The organism is Rosenbergiella collisarenosi (assembly GCF_018494085.1).
Classification (GTDB): domain Bacteria; phylum Pseudomonadota; class Gammaproteobacteria; order Enterobacterales; family Enterobacteriaceae; genus Rosenbergiella; species Rosenbergiella collisarenosi.
The window spans coordinates 213473-228514 of record NZ_JABBFP010000002.1 but is presented as its reverse complement, the minus strand read 5'-3'; the positions used below and the strand labels follow the sequence as shown (position 1 = coordinate 228514).

Sequence of the window (15042 nt, the reverse complement as noted above, 5' to 3'; positions counted from 1 at the left end):
ATGTGGGTAATACTGCCCTATGAACAGGATATGAGGATAACCTGTTCTGATTAAATTTGAGAAGTCTTCGCCCTTCAATCGAAGGGCTTTTTTATGCGCGGTGACTAATGAAAGCCTGTTAATTCTACTGGCTTCCCTGAGTTACTAACCTAAAGAGAGATAAAACTATGTTTGGATTACTAAAGAAGAAAACCCGTAAAGCTGTCGTTGAAGTTAAGAAGATGGAGAATCGTGACGCAGTAGAGGCCACCGTGTGGGGCGCTTACTCTATCGCCTATGCAGATGGTAACTGCGACTCGAAAGAAATCGCTGTACTCGAGAAGACCATCTCCGCCCTCCCTGCTTTCGCTCCTTTCGCTGGAGAGATTGCCCAAATGAGTAGCAATATCCGCGCTCGTTACGAAGCATCACCTCGTTCTGCAAATGCTCAAGCGCTTCGTGAACTTGCTGATGTAGCAGGAACAAGCGATGCGGTAGATGTCCTCTGCCTTTGCTTAGATATTGCTGACAATGATGGCATTTCACCAGAAGAAGAAGTGGCACTGAAGAAGATTGCTCAGGCGCTACAACTTCCACTCGACCAATACCTGTAATGCTTAAATTGCGATGGGCACTAGCTGCCGTCCTGTTATTTCTGGTTGTAGCTGTAGATTTCACTAGCAAGATGATGTCCATCCTAGCCGATGGCGTACTTGTTGCTGGGGTCATAGCCATTCTGCTGCCAGTCATCAAAAAGAACTTATAGCCCACTTCGGTGGGTTTTTTATTTCCTCATATCAGCGCCTATTCAATGAGTGGGCGGTTATATGACAAACATTCAGGAGAGTGACATGACAGAAACTACAGATTTGGCAGTGCTGGAGATTAAACCTGAGCAGGCTCCGGCACTGTACGTTGAAAATGGCCTTGATGCTTATCTGGCAACTATTCGTGAGATGGCAAAAGAGGTTCCAGACGTTACCACCAAGAAAGGCCGTGACCGTATTGGCTCACTAGCTCAAGCAATCAGTCGCAGTAAGACAGCAATCGAAAAACCGGGTCGAGCTTATCTAAAGCACCTCAAGGAAGCGGTAAGGCCAGCAGAGAAAGAGCTTAAACGCTTTGTCGATGAATGTGACGGTATGCGGGATGAAGTGCTTAAAATACGTTCCGATTGGCAGGATGAACAAGACCGGCTGGCAGAAATTGAGAAGTTAAATGCCGACCATGCCGAAGCTTTGGAAATGAATGCAGCTTTTGATAAGGCACTGGCTGAGCGCATCGAGTCAGACCACGAAATCGCCCTACTCATGAACGAGAAAATTGACCGTGACCGAGCAGAAGCAGCCCGCATCGCTGAGCAGCAACGTATTGAGAATGAACAGCGTATCTCCCGCGAAGCAGAAGAGCGTGCTAAGCGTGAGGCAGAAGAAAAGGCACAGCGTGAGCGTGAAGAGTCAGCCCGCCGCGAAGCTGAACTAAAGGCTAAGGCTGATCAAGCTGAGCGTGACCGCATCGCTGAGAAAGAACGTGCAGAGCGTCAGGCTAAAGAAGCTAAAGAGCGCGCTGAGCGTGAAGCCAAAGAGCAGCAAGAACGCAGCGAACGACTAGCCCGTGAAGCCAAAGAAAAGGCCGAGCGTGAGAAGCAGGAAGCTATCGAAGCAGAGCGCCGTAAGGCTCAAGAGGCTGAGCAAAGACGCTTAGCGGAAGAGAAGCGTATTAAGGATGAAGCCGAAGCGCGCGCGGCAAATCATGAGCATAAGCGCCAGATTAATGCAGCAGCAGTCGCCGACCTTATCAATGCCGGCCTCACAGAAGAATGTGCACAAGCCTGTATCAGAGCAATCGCTAAAGGTCATGTTTCATCAGTATCAATCACCTACTAATCACATCGGAGTATCGCCAATGAAAACGTTCATCGGCGGCGTCATTGGCGCTGCTACCACCCTATTCAAATCTTTCTACACCACTCAATTAGACCGCATTCAGCAGTTCGTTAACGATGCGGCCAGACCGGAGGCTTATGCATGAGAATTTCACTAGAACGTCAAAAGATAACAATTTTTCGCAGTGGTGAGTTCCGAGTTTATCCGCGTTCACTGTCTGGTTGCGCGTTAATCATCAAAGATTTCTGGAGGTCAAAATGAACATTCAGGATGTAAGAGAGCTAAAGCAGATTGTCGAAACCCTGCGTTCAGGCTCCAATGAGCTAGAGAACGAATTAATTAAGCAACGTACCGGCGAAGTATTAGCATCTATCAAGTCAAACCCCATCTTTGAGTTACTCATCAAGTTAAACGAAACAGACAACACCAAGCGGGCCGTCCAATACTTGCAAGATTACGACATGGATGCTCAGTGCAAAGGGACTGAATCACTTTATGACATGGTTGAGTCGCGTGTTATCGCTGAGCGTGCATTTGAGATTTACGACCACAGAAAAGACTTTCAAGGGGCAGCATAATGACTACCGCATTAGCAACAATGGCAAATAAGCTAGCAACCCGCCTAGGCATGGAAGCTGGCACAGAGTTGATGAACACCTTAAAAAATACGGCATTCAAAGGCGGAAACGTTACAGATGAACAGTTTACTGCCCTACTGATTGTTGCAAACCAGTACGGCCTGAACCCATGGACTAAAGAGATTTATGCGTTCCCTGATAAAGGGGGAATCGTTCCCGTGGTTGGCGTTGATGGCTGGGCTAGGATTATCAATGAGCATCCTCAGTTTGATGGCATGGAATTTAATTACGACAAGGATGAAGGAGCTTGTACTTGTAAGATTTACCGCAAGGACAGGAACCACCCGACAATCGTTACCGAGTACATGGGGGAGTGTAAAAGAAATACCCAGCCTTGGCAGTCACACCCTACCCGTATGCTACGTCACAAATCGCTTATACAGTGTGCAAGGATGGCATTCGGCTTTGCTGGAATATTCGACCAGGATGAAGCAGAGCGAGTAATTGAAGGTACGCCAGCGGGCGTTGACGCTGGTAAGCAGTCAGACGAAAGGCGACCTGATTTAGTTTCTGCTGCAGAAAAATCCGCGCAGTCTGGAATAGAGGCGTTCAAGTCTCACTGGTTAAGTTTGTCTCCGGCAGATAGAGCAATTATCGGCAATGACGAAAAAGAACGTATCAAGCGTATTAGTGAGGATGCTAGCGGCGTGGTAGATGGTGAGGTAGTTAATCAGGAGGTCGCATAATGGAACAGCGTACTGATGATTGGTTTGCGGCCCGTTGCGGTCGCATTACTGCAAGTCGTCTTGCTGATGTAATGGCTAAAACAAAGTCTGGTTACTCTGCAAGCCGTAAGAACTACATGATGGAGCTGATATGCCAGCGATTAACAGGGAAAGTTGAGCAGGGGCTTACCAGTGGGCCAATGATTCGAGGTACTGAGCTTGAGCCAGTTGCTCGGGAAATGTATGTGCTTAATCAGTTCGATGCTGAGGTTAAGGAAGTAGGATTTATCCCCCACCCTGTCATTGATGGATTCGGCGCTTCACCTGATGGGCTAGTTAATGATGACGGCCTTATCGAAATCAAATGCCCGAATACCGCTACGCACTTGGAAACCATGCGAACTGGCAAGCCAAAGCGTGAATACCTTCTGCAAATGCACGCCCAGATGATGTGCACGGGGCGTAAATGGTGTGATTTTGTCAGTTATGACGACCGTTTACCGCAGGACTTAGCTTACTTCGAGACAAGGATTCATCAGGATGATGAGCTGGTCAAGGAGATAGAGGTCGAGATTGCTTCGTTCCTATCCGACATGGAGCAGGAAATCTCTACAATCCTGAGTCACAGGAAGGTGGCATGAAAAAGATACCCCACTTTCGTAGAAACGCAGGTGGGCCACTGGCAGGGATAACAGAAAAGATAGAATGGAAGCTATCTAAAGGCCCACAAACAGGACAGCAACTCGCCGACCACTTCAAGTTAACCCTCGGTCAAATCAACACAATCATGCGCGGTAGTTTTCGAGGTGAAACCAGCAAGGTTTCATTCGGTGAACCATACCCAACAGAAGGCCGAGCCATGGATAGGCTCTATACGCTGGAGAAGAAACCTAAGCGTGTTATGCACAAGAAAAAGAAACAGATAATCCTCAACTACCGGCAATTTGAAGAACAGCAACGGGCATAACCCCATCGCCAAGGAAGGCTAACTTATAGTGGAGAGTAAAGTGGATAAACAAATTAAAGAACGCGGCATTATCTTCAACGGTGAAATGGTAAGAGCGATTTTATCCGGCAATAAAACGCAGACGAGGCGAATTATTAAGATTCAGCCACCGGACGGATGGGGTGGAACCAGTAGCGTAGTAGCACTTGCCGGTCACTGCCCTTTCGGTAAGGTAGGTGATCGCCTATGGGTTAGGGAAACGTGGAGTAGTGATTTTGCAAATTACTACCCTAACGACGATGTTTGGTATGCAGCTGATGATAACCGCCGTTTAGATATTGAAGAGGTCAATGGTGTTAGAGGTATCTATAGCCCTGAAAGCGATGTACACGTTCCTTTCCGCTGGCGTCCATCAATCCACATGCCCCGCTGGGCTTCACGTATAACGCTTGAGATTACTGATATTCGGGTAGAGCGGTTACGGGCTATCAGTGAGAGTGATGCAGTTAAAGAAGGGGTACCCCCTGCAGGAGACTTATTACCTAATTACCCTGACACATATCTAACGCCAAAAGGCGATTTTGCTACAGCTAAGGTGGCTTTTCAGCGTCTTTGGGAATCAATTTACGGCCAAGATAGCTGGCAGTCTAACCCGTTCGTATGGGTAGTAGAGTTTAAGCGAGTGGAGGCAGTATGATAACTGTTGAGAAAAATAACGTTCTATCACTAACGATAACTGGCGCTGAGCGACTAGACCCAATTCGAGTAATGATTGAAAACTACGAACCCGGTAAAGGAAGAATTACAGTCACTTGTTACGGGAAGGCATGGACAGGGGCTTGGTTTGCGATGGGTGGCGATACGGTTCAAGAGTTTATTCAACGAGCCAGCAATGATTACCTTATCGGCTATTTTGATAGTTCGCTAGAAAGCACAATTGATGACGAGAATGATGCGAATATTAATTTCGTCCAGAAAGAAATAATTAAACTTCGAAGAGATGATGAAATAAATGCTATAGAAGCTAGGGATATGTGGGATGAGGCCATCAATTCCGATGATGTGAAAGAAAGTTGTTGTAGTCGCCTCGTGGGGAATCATCTATTGAGTTTATTTGGTGATGACCCGTTCTATGCTGGCTGGCCCACCGTCCCGAATCCTAAATATCAGTACCTATCAAGAATAATTGATGCAGTTCGCGCGGGACTTAAACAGCTTGAATTGGAGGCATCATGATCGCATTAACACAAGAGAAGCGTCAAAAGAGAATTGACTGGCTAAAGGACCGAATCTCTAGCATGGAACAGTGCCGGGATGAAATACCATTTGGCTTGAGTGATGATGAATCGATGGAGCTTTCTGCTTATAAGGATTCACTGGCATCACTAACGGCAGAGCCAGTGGCTGTCTTATATAGAACTGGTGAAACCTTAACAAAGAAAGAGTGCGGTGACGATAAGGTATTCTCAATCTGCTGCAAGGTAGAAACTGCACTTTACCCCGCCCCGCCAGTGCAGGATATTAAGTCGCCTGGTGACCACGAAGGGACTGAACATACCGATTACCATTCTGGTAAAAAGGATGGATGGAATGAGTGCCTAGCAGAAATTAAACGCCTAAACGGATGGGGGGAGTGATATGCGAATAACAGAAGAAGCACTTAACGAAGCGATCGAAGGGAAGAGAGAGCTTGGCGAGATTGGGCTACGCTTTGCGCTGAAGGAGTTGCGAGATTTTCGACAGGGTCTGCAATGGATTTCAGTCAGTGAAAAACTACCGGACAAAGAAGCGTGGTATTTAGTGAAGACTGTATTTAATGACTCACGTTACGAAGTTCAACGCTGGGATGATAAAGGCAGGACATGGTTAGGTGACGATTACAGCTATGAACTCGATGACATAACTCACTATATGCCGATACCGAAATCACTCTCGGCTTCACCCTACCCCTAATCATCAACACTCAAGCATTACCCCTCAATAACACAATCTACCCCACCCAATCACAATGCGAGCATCAGATAGAGGCTATGAAAGATATTCAGCCTAAGCATGAGCTTGTGTGTGGTGAAGTAAGAAGGAATACATGATGCGTGAGGTTATCCGTGGCGATACCGAGCCAGTGCATATCGTGGTAGCTAGTAAAGCTATCGATAAGCATCGACTGAAGTACGGAACTGGCAATAAGTATCACCATGTCGTGTATTCAGTCGGCTACCGTGACCGGCATTATCAAATCGAAGTAGTCACCAGAAAGACAACCATATCCGCAACGGTAATCACCGGATGCAGGAACCTATCAAGAGTTCATCACGAACAATAAATCAAACCACCCTATTCCCGCACCGATAATCGGCGGCATCGTCATGTCTGCGGGAGGGTAAAGGAGAATGCTATGCAACAGTCTGACTTAATGACACAAGAAGAAGTATTCAAGCTAATCAGTAAAAAACGAACAGCTCTTTACCGGCTAAGAAAAAAAGAGGGATTCCCGGAGCCGGTATTGCAATACCCATCGCAGTATTTACGCAGTGACGTCGATGATTGGTTATCAAGAAATCCTAACCGATTCTCTTAACGTGCCAGAATATTTTATCGGCATACAGTTCGTAAGCGTCCTTCTGCTCACTAATCCAGTCGTGTTTGTTGTACACGGCCATCACTCCCCCAAGTTCATGCCCCAGCATCTTCTCGGTGACGTGGGGCGGAACCCCTTCTCCGGACAGGTTTGTGACGATGGATCGTCTAAAATCGTGCGTCCGCCAATCTGGTATATCAACCTTCTCCCTTAGCTTAGCCATATAAAGGTTAGACGATGACCTATCGATAGGTTTATCAAGCTCCATCCCCGGAAATAGAATGTGATTCCCGTTATTCATCAGCCGCTCAATGTAAGGCTGAACATGCGAGAATATTGGCCTCCTGATGACATTACCCATCTTTGAAATACTCGATGGTGTTGTCCAGATTAAGTCATCGAGGTTAAAGTCATCCATCGTCGCCAGGCGCATTTCTGATAGGCGGCTTCCCCATAGAAGCAGAAGTTGATGCAGGAGGCGATTAGAGGAATGTATCTTGGAGTTCTCAAGCGCGACCCACACTTTAGCAAGCTCGCCATAGGTAAGAACACGGGTTCCGATATCTGAGCGTTTGCCGATAGTTTTTACACTGAGCTTCATCACTTCACATGAAGGTATCAACTGCCGGCTAATACACCAGTTAATAACGGACCTTAGCTGAATTAGCAGAACCCTCGCCTTCTTCTTGTTGTCCTTCTCCTGCCTATCGAAGAACCGGACCCACTGAGAAACAGGGATATTGTGTACAGGCATACCCTTAAACTCTGTGTACATCGTGTTGTACACGACGGAGCGATAAAGTATTTGGGTGTTCTTCCTTAGTCCGCTGACATACTTTTCCCACCATTGGTCTAGGCAGACCTGCAGGGTAATATCATCACCAGGGGAAGATAAATAGGTTTTCGGGTTGATGCCTCGCGTGTACAATTCGCGCATCTCACCGATAGTGATACGGGCATCCTTTAATGACATAGATGGGTACCGCCCGATAGTCAGGCGAACAGGCTTACCTTCCCATCGGTAGCGGAACTGAAACGCGATAGTTCCCGATGGTGTGATTCTGGCACTAAGCCCCTCAGCGTCAGTTATCTCCGCTGGGCCGTCATAAGGCTTGCCATTTATGTTTCTGAGTTTGGTATCGCTGAGAGCCATAGTTATGAGAATGTACACAGTTGTTTCTTTCATTATGTACGCAATATGTACTCAATGGCAAATGAACAACCGCGAACAACATAGAACAAAATAAAACAAGGTGTGTACATTGACAACAGAACTACTTGATAGGATGTGAGGAATTGCGGTAACATCGGAACAGTCGCGAACAACCAGAAACACTAACGCGCAACGTCTCCTTAGTTAAATGGATATAACGAGCCCCTCCTAAGGGCTAGTTGCAGGTTCGATTCCTGCAGGGGACACTTCAATTCCCCCTATATAACCACCCCCCCCTATTGCCGCCGACAACGCTCGGAACATTTCTTCACCTCGTCCCAACAATTTTCCCACTTCTTTCGCCAGGTAAAAGGGCGGCCACACACCGTGCAGATCTTGGTAGGCCGATCACATTTTTTCATTGAGAGACTCCCACTCGTTTAGGAAGAAATGAGCCATCTGCGCTTAACGCCTTGCCGCAAATGGCTTTGATCCATTAATCCGTCGGTGCGTCGACGAAATACTCGCTGGCGAGTATCGACATCATTATCGTGTCTTGATAGCGCCCGTTTTTAAATGCCGCCTGGCGTTGTGTGCCTTCAGTCACGAATCCTAATCGCCGATACAGCGCGATGGCGGTCGGGTTATCGGCGAAAACCGAGAGTTCGACCCGCTGTGCGGCGAGCCAGTTAAACGAATAATCTAAGGCGAACTCGATTAACTGCCGCGCAATTCCCCGGCGCGTGAAGTGGTGGTCGACAGCAAGTCCGAACGATACCGAGTGTTTAAGACGTACAACCTGCTGAGTAAATAAGGTGATATTGCCTACAACCTGCCCGTCTAATTCGGCGACAAAACCGATGTGTCCGACATTCGGATAGTTGATGATTTTTTGTTCCCAGAGTTCAACCGAAGGATGAGGGAGCTGTAAAGTATTTTGCTGCGTGTCGGGTTGGCCATAGATCTCGGCTAGCCGTGGGGCGTCGTGTCGGGTGACAGCACGTATCGTTACGCTCATCTCATCTGTTCCTCTTAAGATTAAGAAAAACTTATCTATAACAGAGCGTTAAGCGAAGTGCAAGATAGAGGATGCTAGGCGAATTAACGATGAGGCTAAGGAGCCCATAGCCTCAACGAGTGGTTTGTAAAACTAACGACCGTTTGGCGTCTCAGGGTCGATATCGTAAGCCGTCTGCACCAGCGGGTGGCGAGAGGCTTGTGAGGTGACTTCGCGTGACCACACTTCCTGCATCTGTTTCTGCGTATCTGCCACGATCTCTTCTGGTACGACGTTGCGGTATTGAGTAATTTCTCCGCTAACTACGCGGGCAATCACTTCGGATACTTGGAAAGGATGGAATTGTTCGTGAGGGAACGCCAGCTCTTCGTAATCAAACACCGTGTCCAGTTTATCTTCCGGCCACCAGTGGGTCCAGGCTTCGAACATGCGATCATTGAAGCCGGTAAGGATTGGGCCTGGATTAACGGTTGCGACCTGTACCCCAAACTCTTGCAATTCTTTATTAAGGGCTTCTGCGAAACCTTCTAGCGCATGCTTAGAGGCTGAATAAGCGCCAGCGAAGGGATCGGTAGTAATCCCTGCCACTGAGGAGATAAAAACAATTTTCCCTTGTTTCTTCTCGACGAATTGACGCGCAAAGTGTTGGGTAAGGAGGATAGTCCCGAAGACGTTAACCTCGAATTGACGACGTAGTTTGTCCTCAGGCAGGTCCACCACCGCACCGCCCTCTGAAATCCCAGCGTTGTTGACTAATACGTCGATCGACCATTGCGCCGCACGTAAGCGATCGTTTTCGTCGCTAATATCTAATTTCTCGACCTGAATGTTCAGGCCCAGCGCGTGAGCTTCATTCTTCAGGGGTTGGATCTGTGCAACGATTTCCGTTGTGGCAATGACATCGTAGCCTTTCTTCGCTAAAAGGAATGCACTTTCACGTCCAAAACCACTACCTGCACCGGTAATTAGCACCGTCTTCTTGCTCATAATTCCTCCTGAAAGAGTGAATCGACTCTGGATAACGCTCGGCCGACACAAAGTAAATACTCCTATAAGGCTAGTGTAGGGTTGTTCAATACGCAACCAGCCGCACAAAGTGGCTTTGTCAGCTACACTACGTGGGTGGCAAAATATCTGCTTAGCCATCTATTAAATTTTTGAAGTGTCACCAAAATGGGAAAAGAGATGAAAATTAAAAGTTACGCTGCTCCTGCTGCCGGTCAAGCCTTAGAACTCTATGAGTACGATGCAGCACCACTCGGTGAAGAAGAAGTTGAAGTTACCGTTGATTATTGTGGATTATGCCACTCAGATCTCTCGATGATCGATAACGAATGGGGGATCTCAAGCTATCCCTTAATCGCCGGTCATGAAGTATCAGGCCGTGTTTCTGCGCTCGGTGAAAACGCAAAAAATAAAGGCCTAAAAATTGGCCAAGCCGTGGGTATCGGCTGGTCAGCAAAAAGCTGCCAACACTGTGACGCCTGTATTCGCGGCAATCACTCTAACTGTGAAGCCGGGGCGACGCCTACCATCTTAAACCGTGGTGGGTTTGCCGAAAAAATTCGTGCAGATTGGCAATGGGTCATCCCCCTCCCAGAACAGTTGGACCCAACGCTGGCTGGACCACTATTATGCGGCGGGATCACCGTATTCAAACCACTACTGATGAGCCAAGTTAATGCGATGAGTCGTGTCGGCGTAATTGGTATTGGCGGCCTCGGCCACCTTGCGGTGAAACTATTGAAAGCTCTAGGCGCTGAAGTTGTCGCGTTCAGCTCTAACCCGAGCAAGAAAGAGTCAATCCTCGAGCTTGGAGCGGACGAGGTGGTGAATAGCCGTGACGCGCAGGCCCTCAAGGAGCAGGCGGGACGCTTTGACCTGATCATCAGCACCGTCGCCGTCGACCTCGATTGGAAACCTTATTTCGATGCACTCGCCCCTGAAGGTAAATTCCATACTGTTGGCGCAGTGATGAAACCTATCCAAGTCGCTGCCTTCGATCTGATTGCGGGTGATAAATCGATCGGTGGGTCATCGACCGGTTCTCCAGGAGAGCTGCGTTCGCTGTTAAAATTAGCCGCACGCAAGAAAATTACGCCAAAAATCGAAACATTCCCGATGTCGAAAATCAACGATGCGTTAGACCATTTACGTGAAGGTAAAGCTAACTTCCGTGTCGTACTCAAGGCCGATTTCTAAGGCCTAGGATGAGGAGGGTTCCTCCTCATCCCCTTCGTTCGTCCCCTTTCAATTAAATTTTCTGTTTCTCAGCATAAGTTACTTGAATTTTAACGCGCTTATGTCCACATTAGCCTGTGTCCTTAACTCTTTGCTAGTGGTAGATGACTGTGAAAATTGAGCCAATTACTCTTGAACAATGTTTAGACCTTCGCCAACACGTGCTATGGCCAGACCGCCCGCGCGAGTCATTACGCCTAGCAGAAGATAATGACGATACCGCTCGCCATTTCGGCTTATTCGTTCACGATAAATTGATCAGCTGCGTATCATTGTTTATGACCAGTAATGATTGCTGGGTCATCCGCAAGTTTGCCACCTTAGAAGAGTATCAGTCTCGCGGATATGGTACCCAACTCTTACAGCAAACCTTAGCGATCGTCGATCAGGCGGGTATCAAGAAAGTCAGTTTAGATAGCCGCCGTACCGCTATTCGCTTCTATCAAAAGTCAGGCTTTCAGATCTGTAGTGAACCGTTTATCAAAGATGGCGTCGAGTTTGTTAAAATGCAGCGCTATACCGACTTAAGCTTGCAGTAAGCCAAGCGCCTAAGAGGCCTTTAGCATAATTAAAAAAACCGGAGCCTGTCTCCGGTTTTTTTATACGGATTCTTTAACTATCTCGATGAGAGAAGAACTTCACCACCCAGTAAGTGAATAAAGAGTAATTATTGAGAAAACAGGGAAAAAAAAATGCCAGCGGGATTAACCGACTGGCATTTGTGGCTGTACAACGACTAAGTTTTTAGCGGGTCATCCCCGCACTGTGCATTAACAGCCAGATAATCGCTGCTACCACACCGAGAGCGGCGACACTGCCCGCCCACAGTAGCAGTAGCCAACGCAATTGCGCAGCTTTATCGGGGACCTTCTCATTCCCTGATTTAACCGAACGCACGTTGCTCGACAACTCAGTGGTATCCTTCATCTTCAGAAATTTTTCCGCGGAAGACATAGTAGCTCCAGAAGGTATACGCCAGAATCACTGGGATAATCAATAACCCGCCGACTAACATAAAGCCTTGGCTCTGTGGCGGTGACGCGGCTTGCCAAATTGAAATCGAGGGCGGAATAATGTTCGGCCATAAGCTGATGCCAAGACCGGTAAAGCCCAAGAAAATAAGCCCCAGTGTTAATAAGAATGGCGCATAATCAGCGCGGCGCTTAATCGCTTTTAAGATGCCAATCCCACACAGTACGACCAAGACCGGAACAGGCATGAACAAGTAGAGGTTCGGGCGGGTAAACCAGCGCTCTGAAATAGCGTTATGTGCTAGAGGCGTCCAGATACTAATGATGCCAATCACCACTAATAGCCCAATAGTCAGCGGCTTAGTCAACTGTGACATCTTATCGTGCAGCGCATGTTGCGTCTTCATGATAAGCCAGCTGCTGCCTAGCAGTGCGTAAGCGAGTACCAGTCCAACCCCGCAGAATAATGGGAAAGGCGAGAGCCATCCCATAACATCTCCGGTAAAGACACGCCCGGTGACTTGGATGCCGTTAAGCAGCGTTCCGACTGAGATACCTTGCATAAAGGTCGCTAAGAAAGAGCCACCAATAAACGCTTTATCCCAGAACGGTCGATGGTGCTCTGTCGCTTTAAAACGGAACTCGAACGCCACACCGCGGAAGATTAAGCCGAACAGCATCAAGGTGATCGGAATAGATAATGCGTCAGCAATCACCGCGTAAGCCAATGGAAAGGCGCCATAGAGCGCCGCGCCACCGAGGATTAACCATGTCTCGTTACCGTCCCAGACAGGGGCGACGGTATTGACCATCATGTCACGTTCGACAGGATCTTTGATAAAAGGGAAAATTAGGCCAATCCCTAGATCGAAGCCATCCATCACGATATACATCAAGATGGCAAAGATAATAATGGTGAACCAAATAATTGAGAGATCGATACCCATGTTATTTTTTCTCCTCTGGTTTCTTAGAGGCATCTACCGCAGACAATGGACGCGCCGGCGTATGATGCTGACCAGGACCGCCGTGGATCTCTTCCCTGCCCTCGCCTTCTACAGGACCTTTCTTAATCAGACGAATCAGGTATACGTAACCAATACCAAATACCGAGGCATAGATCACGATGAAGGCAATAAGGCTAAAGGTCATTTGTAACGTACTATGCGGAGATACCGCATCGCGGGTACGGAGTACACCGTAGACAACCCACGGTTGACGACCAATCTCTGTAGTAAACCAACCGGCTAACATCGCAATTAAGCCCGATGGGCCCATCAGCAACGTGAACCACAAGAAAGGACGTGAATCATACAGACGCTTCTTGTAACGCATCCAGAGGCTCGCGACCCCAAGCAGCACCATTAGCATCCCCAGACCGGCCATCACACGGAAAGACCAGAACACGATGGTCGAGTTAGGACGATCTTCTTTCGGGAAGGTTTTTAGCGCTGGAACCTGTTGGTGTAAGCTGTGAGTCAGGATCAAACTACCTAAGTAAGGGATTTCCACCGCATATTTAGTCCTTTCCTGCTGCATGTCCGGTACGCCGAACAAGATCAGCGGTGTTGGCTCGCCAGGAGGGTTTTCCCAGTGACCTTCGATCGCTGCAATCTTCGCCGGCTGATGCTCGAGGGTGTTAAGCCCGTGAGCATCGCCGAGGAAAGCCTGAATAGGTGAAACAATCAACGCCATCCACAATGACATCGATAGCATCTTTTTAACGGCTGGAGTCTTATTGCCACGCAACAAGTGCCAAGCCGCTGAAGCACCAACGAAAAATGCCGTTGCCAAGAAGGCTGCGGTGCTCATATGTAATAAACGGAAGGGGAATGAAGGGTTGAAGACAATCTGCATCCAGCTCTCTGGAATTACGACTCCATTTTGGATACTAAAGCCTTGTGGCGTCTGCATCCAACTGTTAGAGGCAAGGATCCAGAAGGTCGATAGGATGGTTCCCAGCGCGACCATGCAGGTTGCAAAGAAGTGCAAGCCACGTCCAACGCGATTCCAGCCGAAGAGCATAACACCTAAGAACCCTGCTTCCAGGAAGAAGGCGGTCAATACTTCATAGGTTAATAGCGGACCCGTGATACTGCCCGCGAATTGGGAAAATCCACTCCAGTTTGTCCCAAATTCATAAGCCATTACCAGACCAGAAACGACACCCATCCCAAAGTTAACCGCGAACGCTTTTATCCAAAAATGGTATAAATCGCGATAGGTTTCGTTTTTCGTTTTTAACCACAATCCTTCGAGTACAGCAAGAAAACTCGCTAGACCGATTGTGATCGCCGGAAACAAGATATGGAAAGATACAGTAAAACCGAACTGTAATCTCGCCAGATGAAATGCATCAAGCCCGAACATTGCCACCTCTTACATTACAATTAAAAGACAATTAATGAAATCCATTAACATCTGGGTTTTTCATTTAACATGTTGATTTTTATCAAACTATTTTACGCTTCTCGTCTCATAAGAACAGAATTAATAATGCTTATTTATCGGTTTTTCGCGGGCAAGTGGGTCGCTGATGTTACGCGGTAAATATAAGGTAATTAAAGTGTAGCTTGGAATGGCGCAATTAGAAGGAAGAGGCTCATTAATGTTAATAAAAGGTAAATAAGTAAAACATTTAGCCAGCATGTCGCTGGCTTATATGATTAGTTTTTAATTGAATAGTTACATTGGAACCAACGGGTTTTATAACCGGGTAGCGCTGCGGGCCCTTCCGGTAAAGGATCGACTTTATCAAATCCTTCTTGCGCGCAGCGCTGGCTAATATAGGCATTAAGCGCGGCTTGGTCTAAATTTTGAGGCTGGTAGCGAAACTGATATGTGTGAGCGACTTTATCCCGAGCCACCTCTGTAAAGCCTCCGGGATGCTGTTTAGCGCACCCTGTTAAGAGAATAGCGGTTCCTATTGTCATACCCATTAACACTCTATTGTTTAACGCCATATAT

At 47.6% G+C, this 15042-nt stretch carries 24 protein-coding genes and 1 tRNA gene; 17 read left to right on the top strand and 8 right to left on the bottom strand.

What is annotated here, in order from left to right:
• Nucleotides 1–167 precede the first annotated feature (167 nt).
• The 14 genes from HGT70_RS03835 to HGT70_RS03775 all read left to right on the top strand — a co-directional run bounded on the left by HGT70_RS03835 (nt 168) and on the right by HGT70_RS03775 (nt 6692).
• Nucleotides 168–593 (top strand): tellurite resistance TerB family protein, encoded by a 426-nt coding sequence (locus tag HGT70_RS03835; protein WP_214194931.1) that lies wholly within the window; start codon nt 168–170, stop codon nt 591–593.
• The gene (locus tag HGT70_RS03830) at nt 593–745 is read left to right on the top strand and encodes a DUF3927 family protein (protein ID WP_214194930.1); all 153 of its coding nucleotides are present in this window, start codon (nt 593–595) and stop codon (nt 743–745) included. The genes HGT70_RS03835 and HGT70_RS03830 overlap by 1 nt, the downstream gene beginning before the upstream one ends.
• A gap of 85 nt (nt 746–830) precedes the next feature.
• The gene (locus HGT70_RS03825; RefSeq protein ID WP_214194929.1) at nt 831–1865 is read left to right on the top strand and encodes a coiled-coil domain-containing protein; all 1035 of its coding nucleotides are present in this window, start codon (nt 831–833) and stop codon (nt 1863–1865) included.
• A 19-nt stretch (nt 1866–1884) separates the two neighbouring features.
• Nucleotides 1885–2010: a hypothetical protein gene (locus HGT70_RS16710; protein ID WP_280527724.1), complete on the top strand. Its 126-nt coding sequence runs from the start codon at nt 1885–1887 to the stop codon at nt 2008–2010.
• Between the two features lie 112 nt (nt 2011–2122).
• A complete protein-coding gene (locus HGT70_RS03820) occupies nt 2123–2443 on the top strand; it encodes a hypothetical protein (RefSeq protein WP_214194928.1) in 321 nt (106 codons plus the stop codon).
• Nucleotides 2443–3189, top strand: coding sequence for a phage recombination protein Bet (gene bet / locus HGT70_RS03815; RefSeq protein ID WP_214194927.1), 747 nt, complete (start codon nt 2443–2445; stop codon nt 3187–3189). The genes HGT70_RS03820 and bet overlap by 1 nt, the downstream gene beginning before the upstream one ends.
• Nucleotides 3189–3809 (top strand): lambda exonuclease family protein, encoded by a 621-nt coding sequence (locus HGT70_RS03810; protein WP_214194926.1) that lies wholly within the window; start codon nt 3189–3191, stop codon nt 3807–3809. The genes bet and HGT70_RS03810 overlap by 1 nt, the downstream gene beginning before the upstream one ends.
• A complete protein-coding gene (locus HGT70_RS03805) occupies nt 3806–4135 on the top strand; it encodes a hypothetical protein (RefSeq protein ID WP_214194925.1) in 330 nt (109 codons plus the stop codon). Before HGT70_RS03810 ends, HGT70_RS03805 begins: the two co-directional genes overlap by 4 nt.
• 85 nt (nt 4136–4220) lie before the next feature.
• A complete protein-coding gene (locus HGT70_RS03800) occupies nt 4221–4811 on the top strand; it encodes a hypothetical protein (RefSeq protein ID WP_244968829.1) in 591 nt (196 codons plus the stop codon).
• The gene (locus HGT70_RS03795) at nt 4811–5350 is read left to right on the top strand and encodes a phiTE_072 family protein (RefSeq protein ID WP_214195200.1); all 540 of its coding nucleotides are present in this window, start codon (nt 4811–4813) and stop codon (nt 5348–5350) included. The genes HGT70_RS03800 and HGT70_RS03795 overlap by 1 nt, the downstream gene beginning before the upstream one ends.
• Nucleotides 5347–5751, top strand: a complete 405-nt coding sequence (locus tag HGT70_RS03790) for a hypothetical protein (RefSeq protein ID WP_214194923.1) — start codon at nt 5347–5349, stop codon at nt 5749–5751. The genes HGT70_RS03795 and HGT70_RS03790 overlap by 4 nt, the downstream gene beginning before the upstream one ends.
• Before the next feature lies 1 nt (nt 5752).
• A complete protein-coding gene (locus tag HGT70_RS03785; protein WP_214194922.1) occupies nt 5753–6067 on the top strand; it encodes a DUF551 domain-containing protein in 315 nt (104 codons plus the stop codon).
• 133 nt (nt 6068–6200) lie between these two features.
• Nucleotides 6201–6437, top strand: a complete 237-nt coding sequence (locus tag HGT70_RS03780) for a DUF4060 family protein (RefSeq protein WP_425328676.1) — start codon at nt 6201–6203, stop codon at nt 6435–6437.
• Nucleotides 6438–6509: 72 nt separating this feature from the next.
• A complete protein-coding gene (locus HGT70_RS03775) occupies nt 6510–6692 on the top strand; it encodes a helix-turn-helix transcriptional regulator (RefSeq protein WP_214194921.1) in 183 nt (60 codons plus the stop codon).
• Here the strand turns inward: HGT70_RS03775 and HGT70_RS03770 are convergent.
• Nucleotides 6676–7845, bottom strand: a complete 1170-nt coding sequence (locus HGT70_RS03770) for a tyrosine-type recombinase/integrase (protein WP_214195199.1) — start codon at nt 7843–7845, stop codon at nt 6676–6678. The two genes, HGT70_RS03775 and HGT70_RS03770, sit on opposite strands and share 17 nt — an antisense overlap.
• Before the next feature lie 194 nt (nt 7846–8039).
• Here HGT70_RS03770 and HGT70_RS03765 point away from each other — a divergent pair.
• Nucleotides 8040–8111 (top strand) — tRNA-Arg (locus HGT70_RS03765).
• 30 nt (nt 8112–8141) lie between these two features.
• On the opposite strand, the gene HGT70_RS03760 is transcribed toward HGT70_RS03765, so the two are convergent.
• From HGT70_RS03760 to HGT70_RS03750, 3 genes are all read right to left on the bottom strand, one after another.
• Complete coding sequence (locus HGT70_RS03760; protein ID WP_157725332.1) at nt 8142–8267, bottom strand: DUF2256 domain-containing protein; 126 nt, start codon at nt 8265–8267, stop codon at nt 8142–8144.
• A gap of 74 nt (nt 8268–8341) precedes the next feature.
• Entirely contained in the window at nt 8342–8863 is a 522-nt protein-coding gene (locus HGT70_RS03755; RefSeq protein WP_214194920.1) for a GNAT family N-acetyltransferase, read from the bottom strand.
• Between the two features lie 132 nt (nt 8864–8995).
• Nucleotides 8996–9850 (bottom strand): SDR family oxidoreductase, encoded by an 855-nt coding sequence (locus HGT70_RS03750; RefSeq protein ID WP_214194919.1) that lies wholly within the window; start codon nt 9848–9850, stop codon nt 8996–8998.
• A 198-nt stretch (nt 9851–10048) separates the two neighbouring features.
• Here HGT70_RS03750 and ahr point away from each other — a divergent pair, with 198 nt between their 5' ends.
• Both ahr and HGT70_RS03740 read left to right on the top strand, forming a co-directional pair.
• Complete coding sequence (ahr, locus tag HGT70_RS03745) at nt 10049–11065, top strand: NADPH-dependent aldehyde reductase Ahr (RefSeq protein WP_071430934.1); 1017 nt, start codon at nt 10049–10051, stop codon at nt 11063–11065.
• Between the two features lie 149 nt (nt 11066–11214).
• A complete protein-coding gene (locus tag HGT70_RS03740) occupies nt 11215–11643 on the top strand; it encodes a GNAT family N-acetyltransferase (protein WP_157725333.1) in 429 nt (142 codons plus the stop codon).
• A 205-nt stretch (nt 11644–11848) separates the two neighbouring features.
• Here HGT70_RS03740 and HGT70_RS16770 read toward each other — a convergent pair whose 3' ends face one another.
• The 4 genes from HGT70_RS16770 to HGT70_RS03720 all read right to left on the bottom strand — a co-directional run bounded on the left by HGT70_RS16770 (nt 11849) and on the right by HGT70_RS03720 (nt 15038).
• A complete protein-coding gene (locus HGT70_RS16770; RefSeq protein ID WP_214194918.1) occupies nt 11849–12031 on the bottom strand; it encodes a DUF2474 domain-containing protein in 183 nt (60 codons plus the stop codon).
• Nucleotides 12015–13022: a cytochrome d ubiquinol oxidase subunit II gene (gene cydB, locus HGT70_RS03730; RefSeq protein ID WP_214194917.1), complete on the bottom strand. Its 1008-nt coding sequence runs from the start codon at nt 13020–13022 to the stop codon at nt 12015–12017. The genes HGT70_RS16770 and cydB overlap by 17 nt, the downstream gene beginning before the upstream one ends.
• Before the next feature lies 1 nt (nt 13023).
• Nucleotides 13024–14445, bottom strand: coding sequence for a cytochrome ubiquinol oxidase subunit I (locus tag HGT70_RS03725; RefSeq protein ID WP_071430940.1), 1422 nt, complete (start codon nt 14443–14445; stop codon nt 13024–13026).
• 296 nt (nt 14446–14741) lie between these two features.
• On the bottom strand, nt 14742–15038 hold the full coding sequence (locus HGT70_RS03720) for a hypothetical protein (protein ID WP_232526840.1): 297 nt from the start codon (nt 15036–15038) through the stop codon (nt 14742–14744).
• Nucleotides 15039–15042 lie beyond the last annotated feature (4 nt).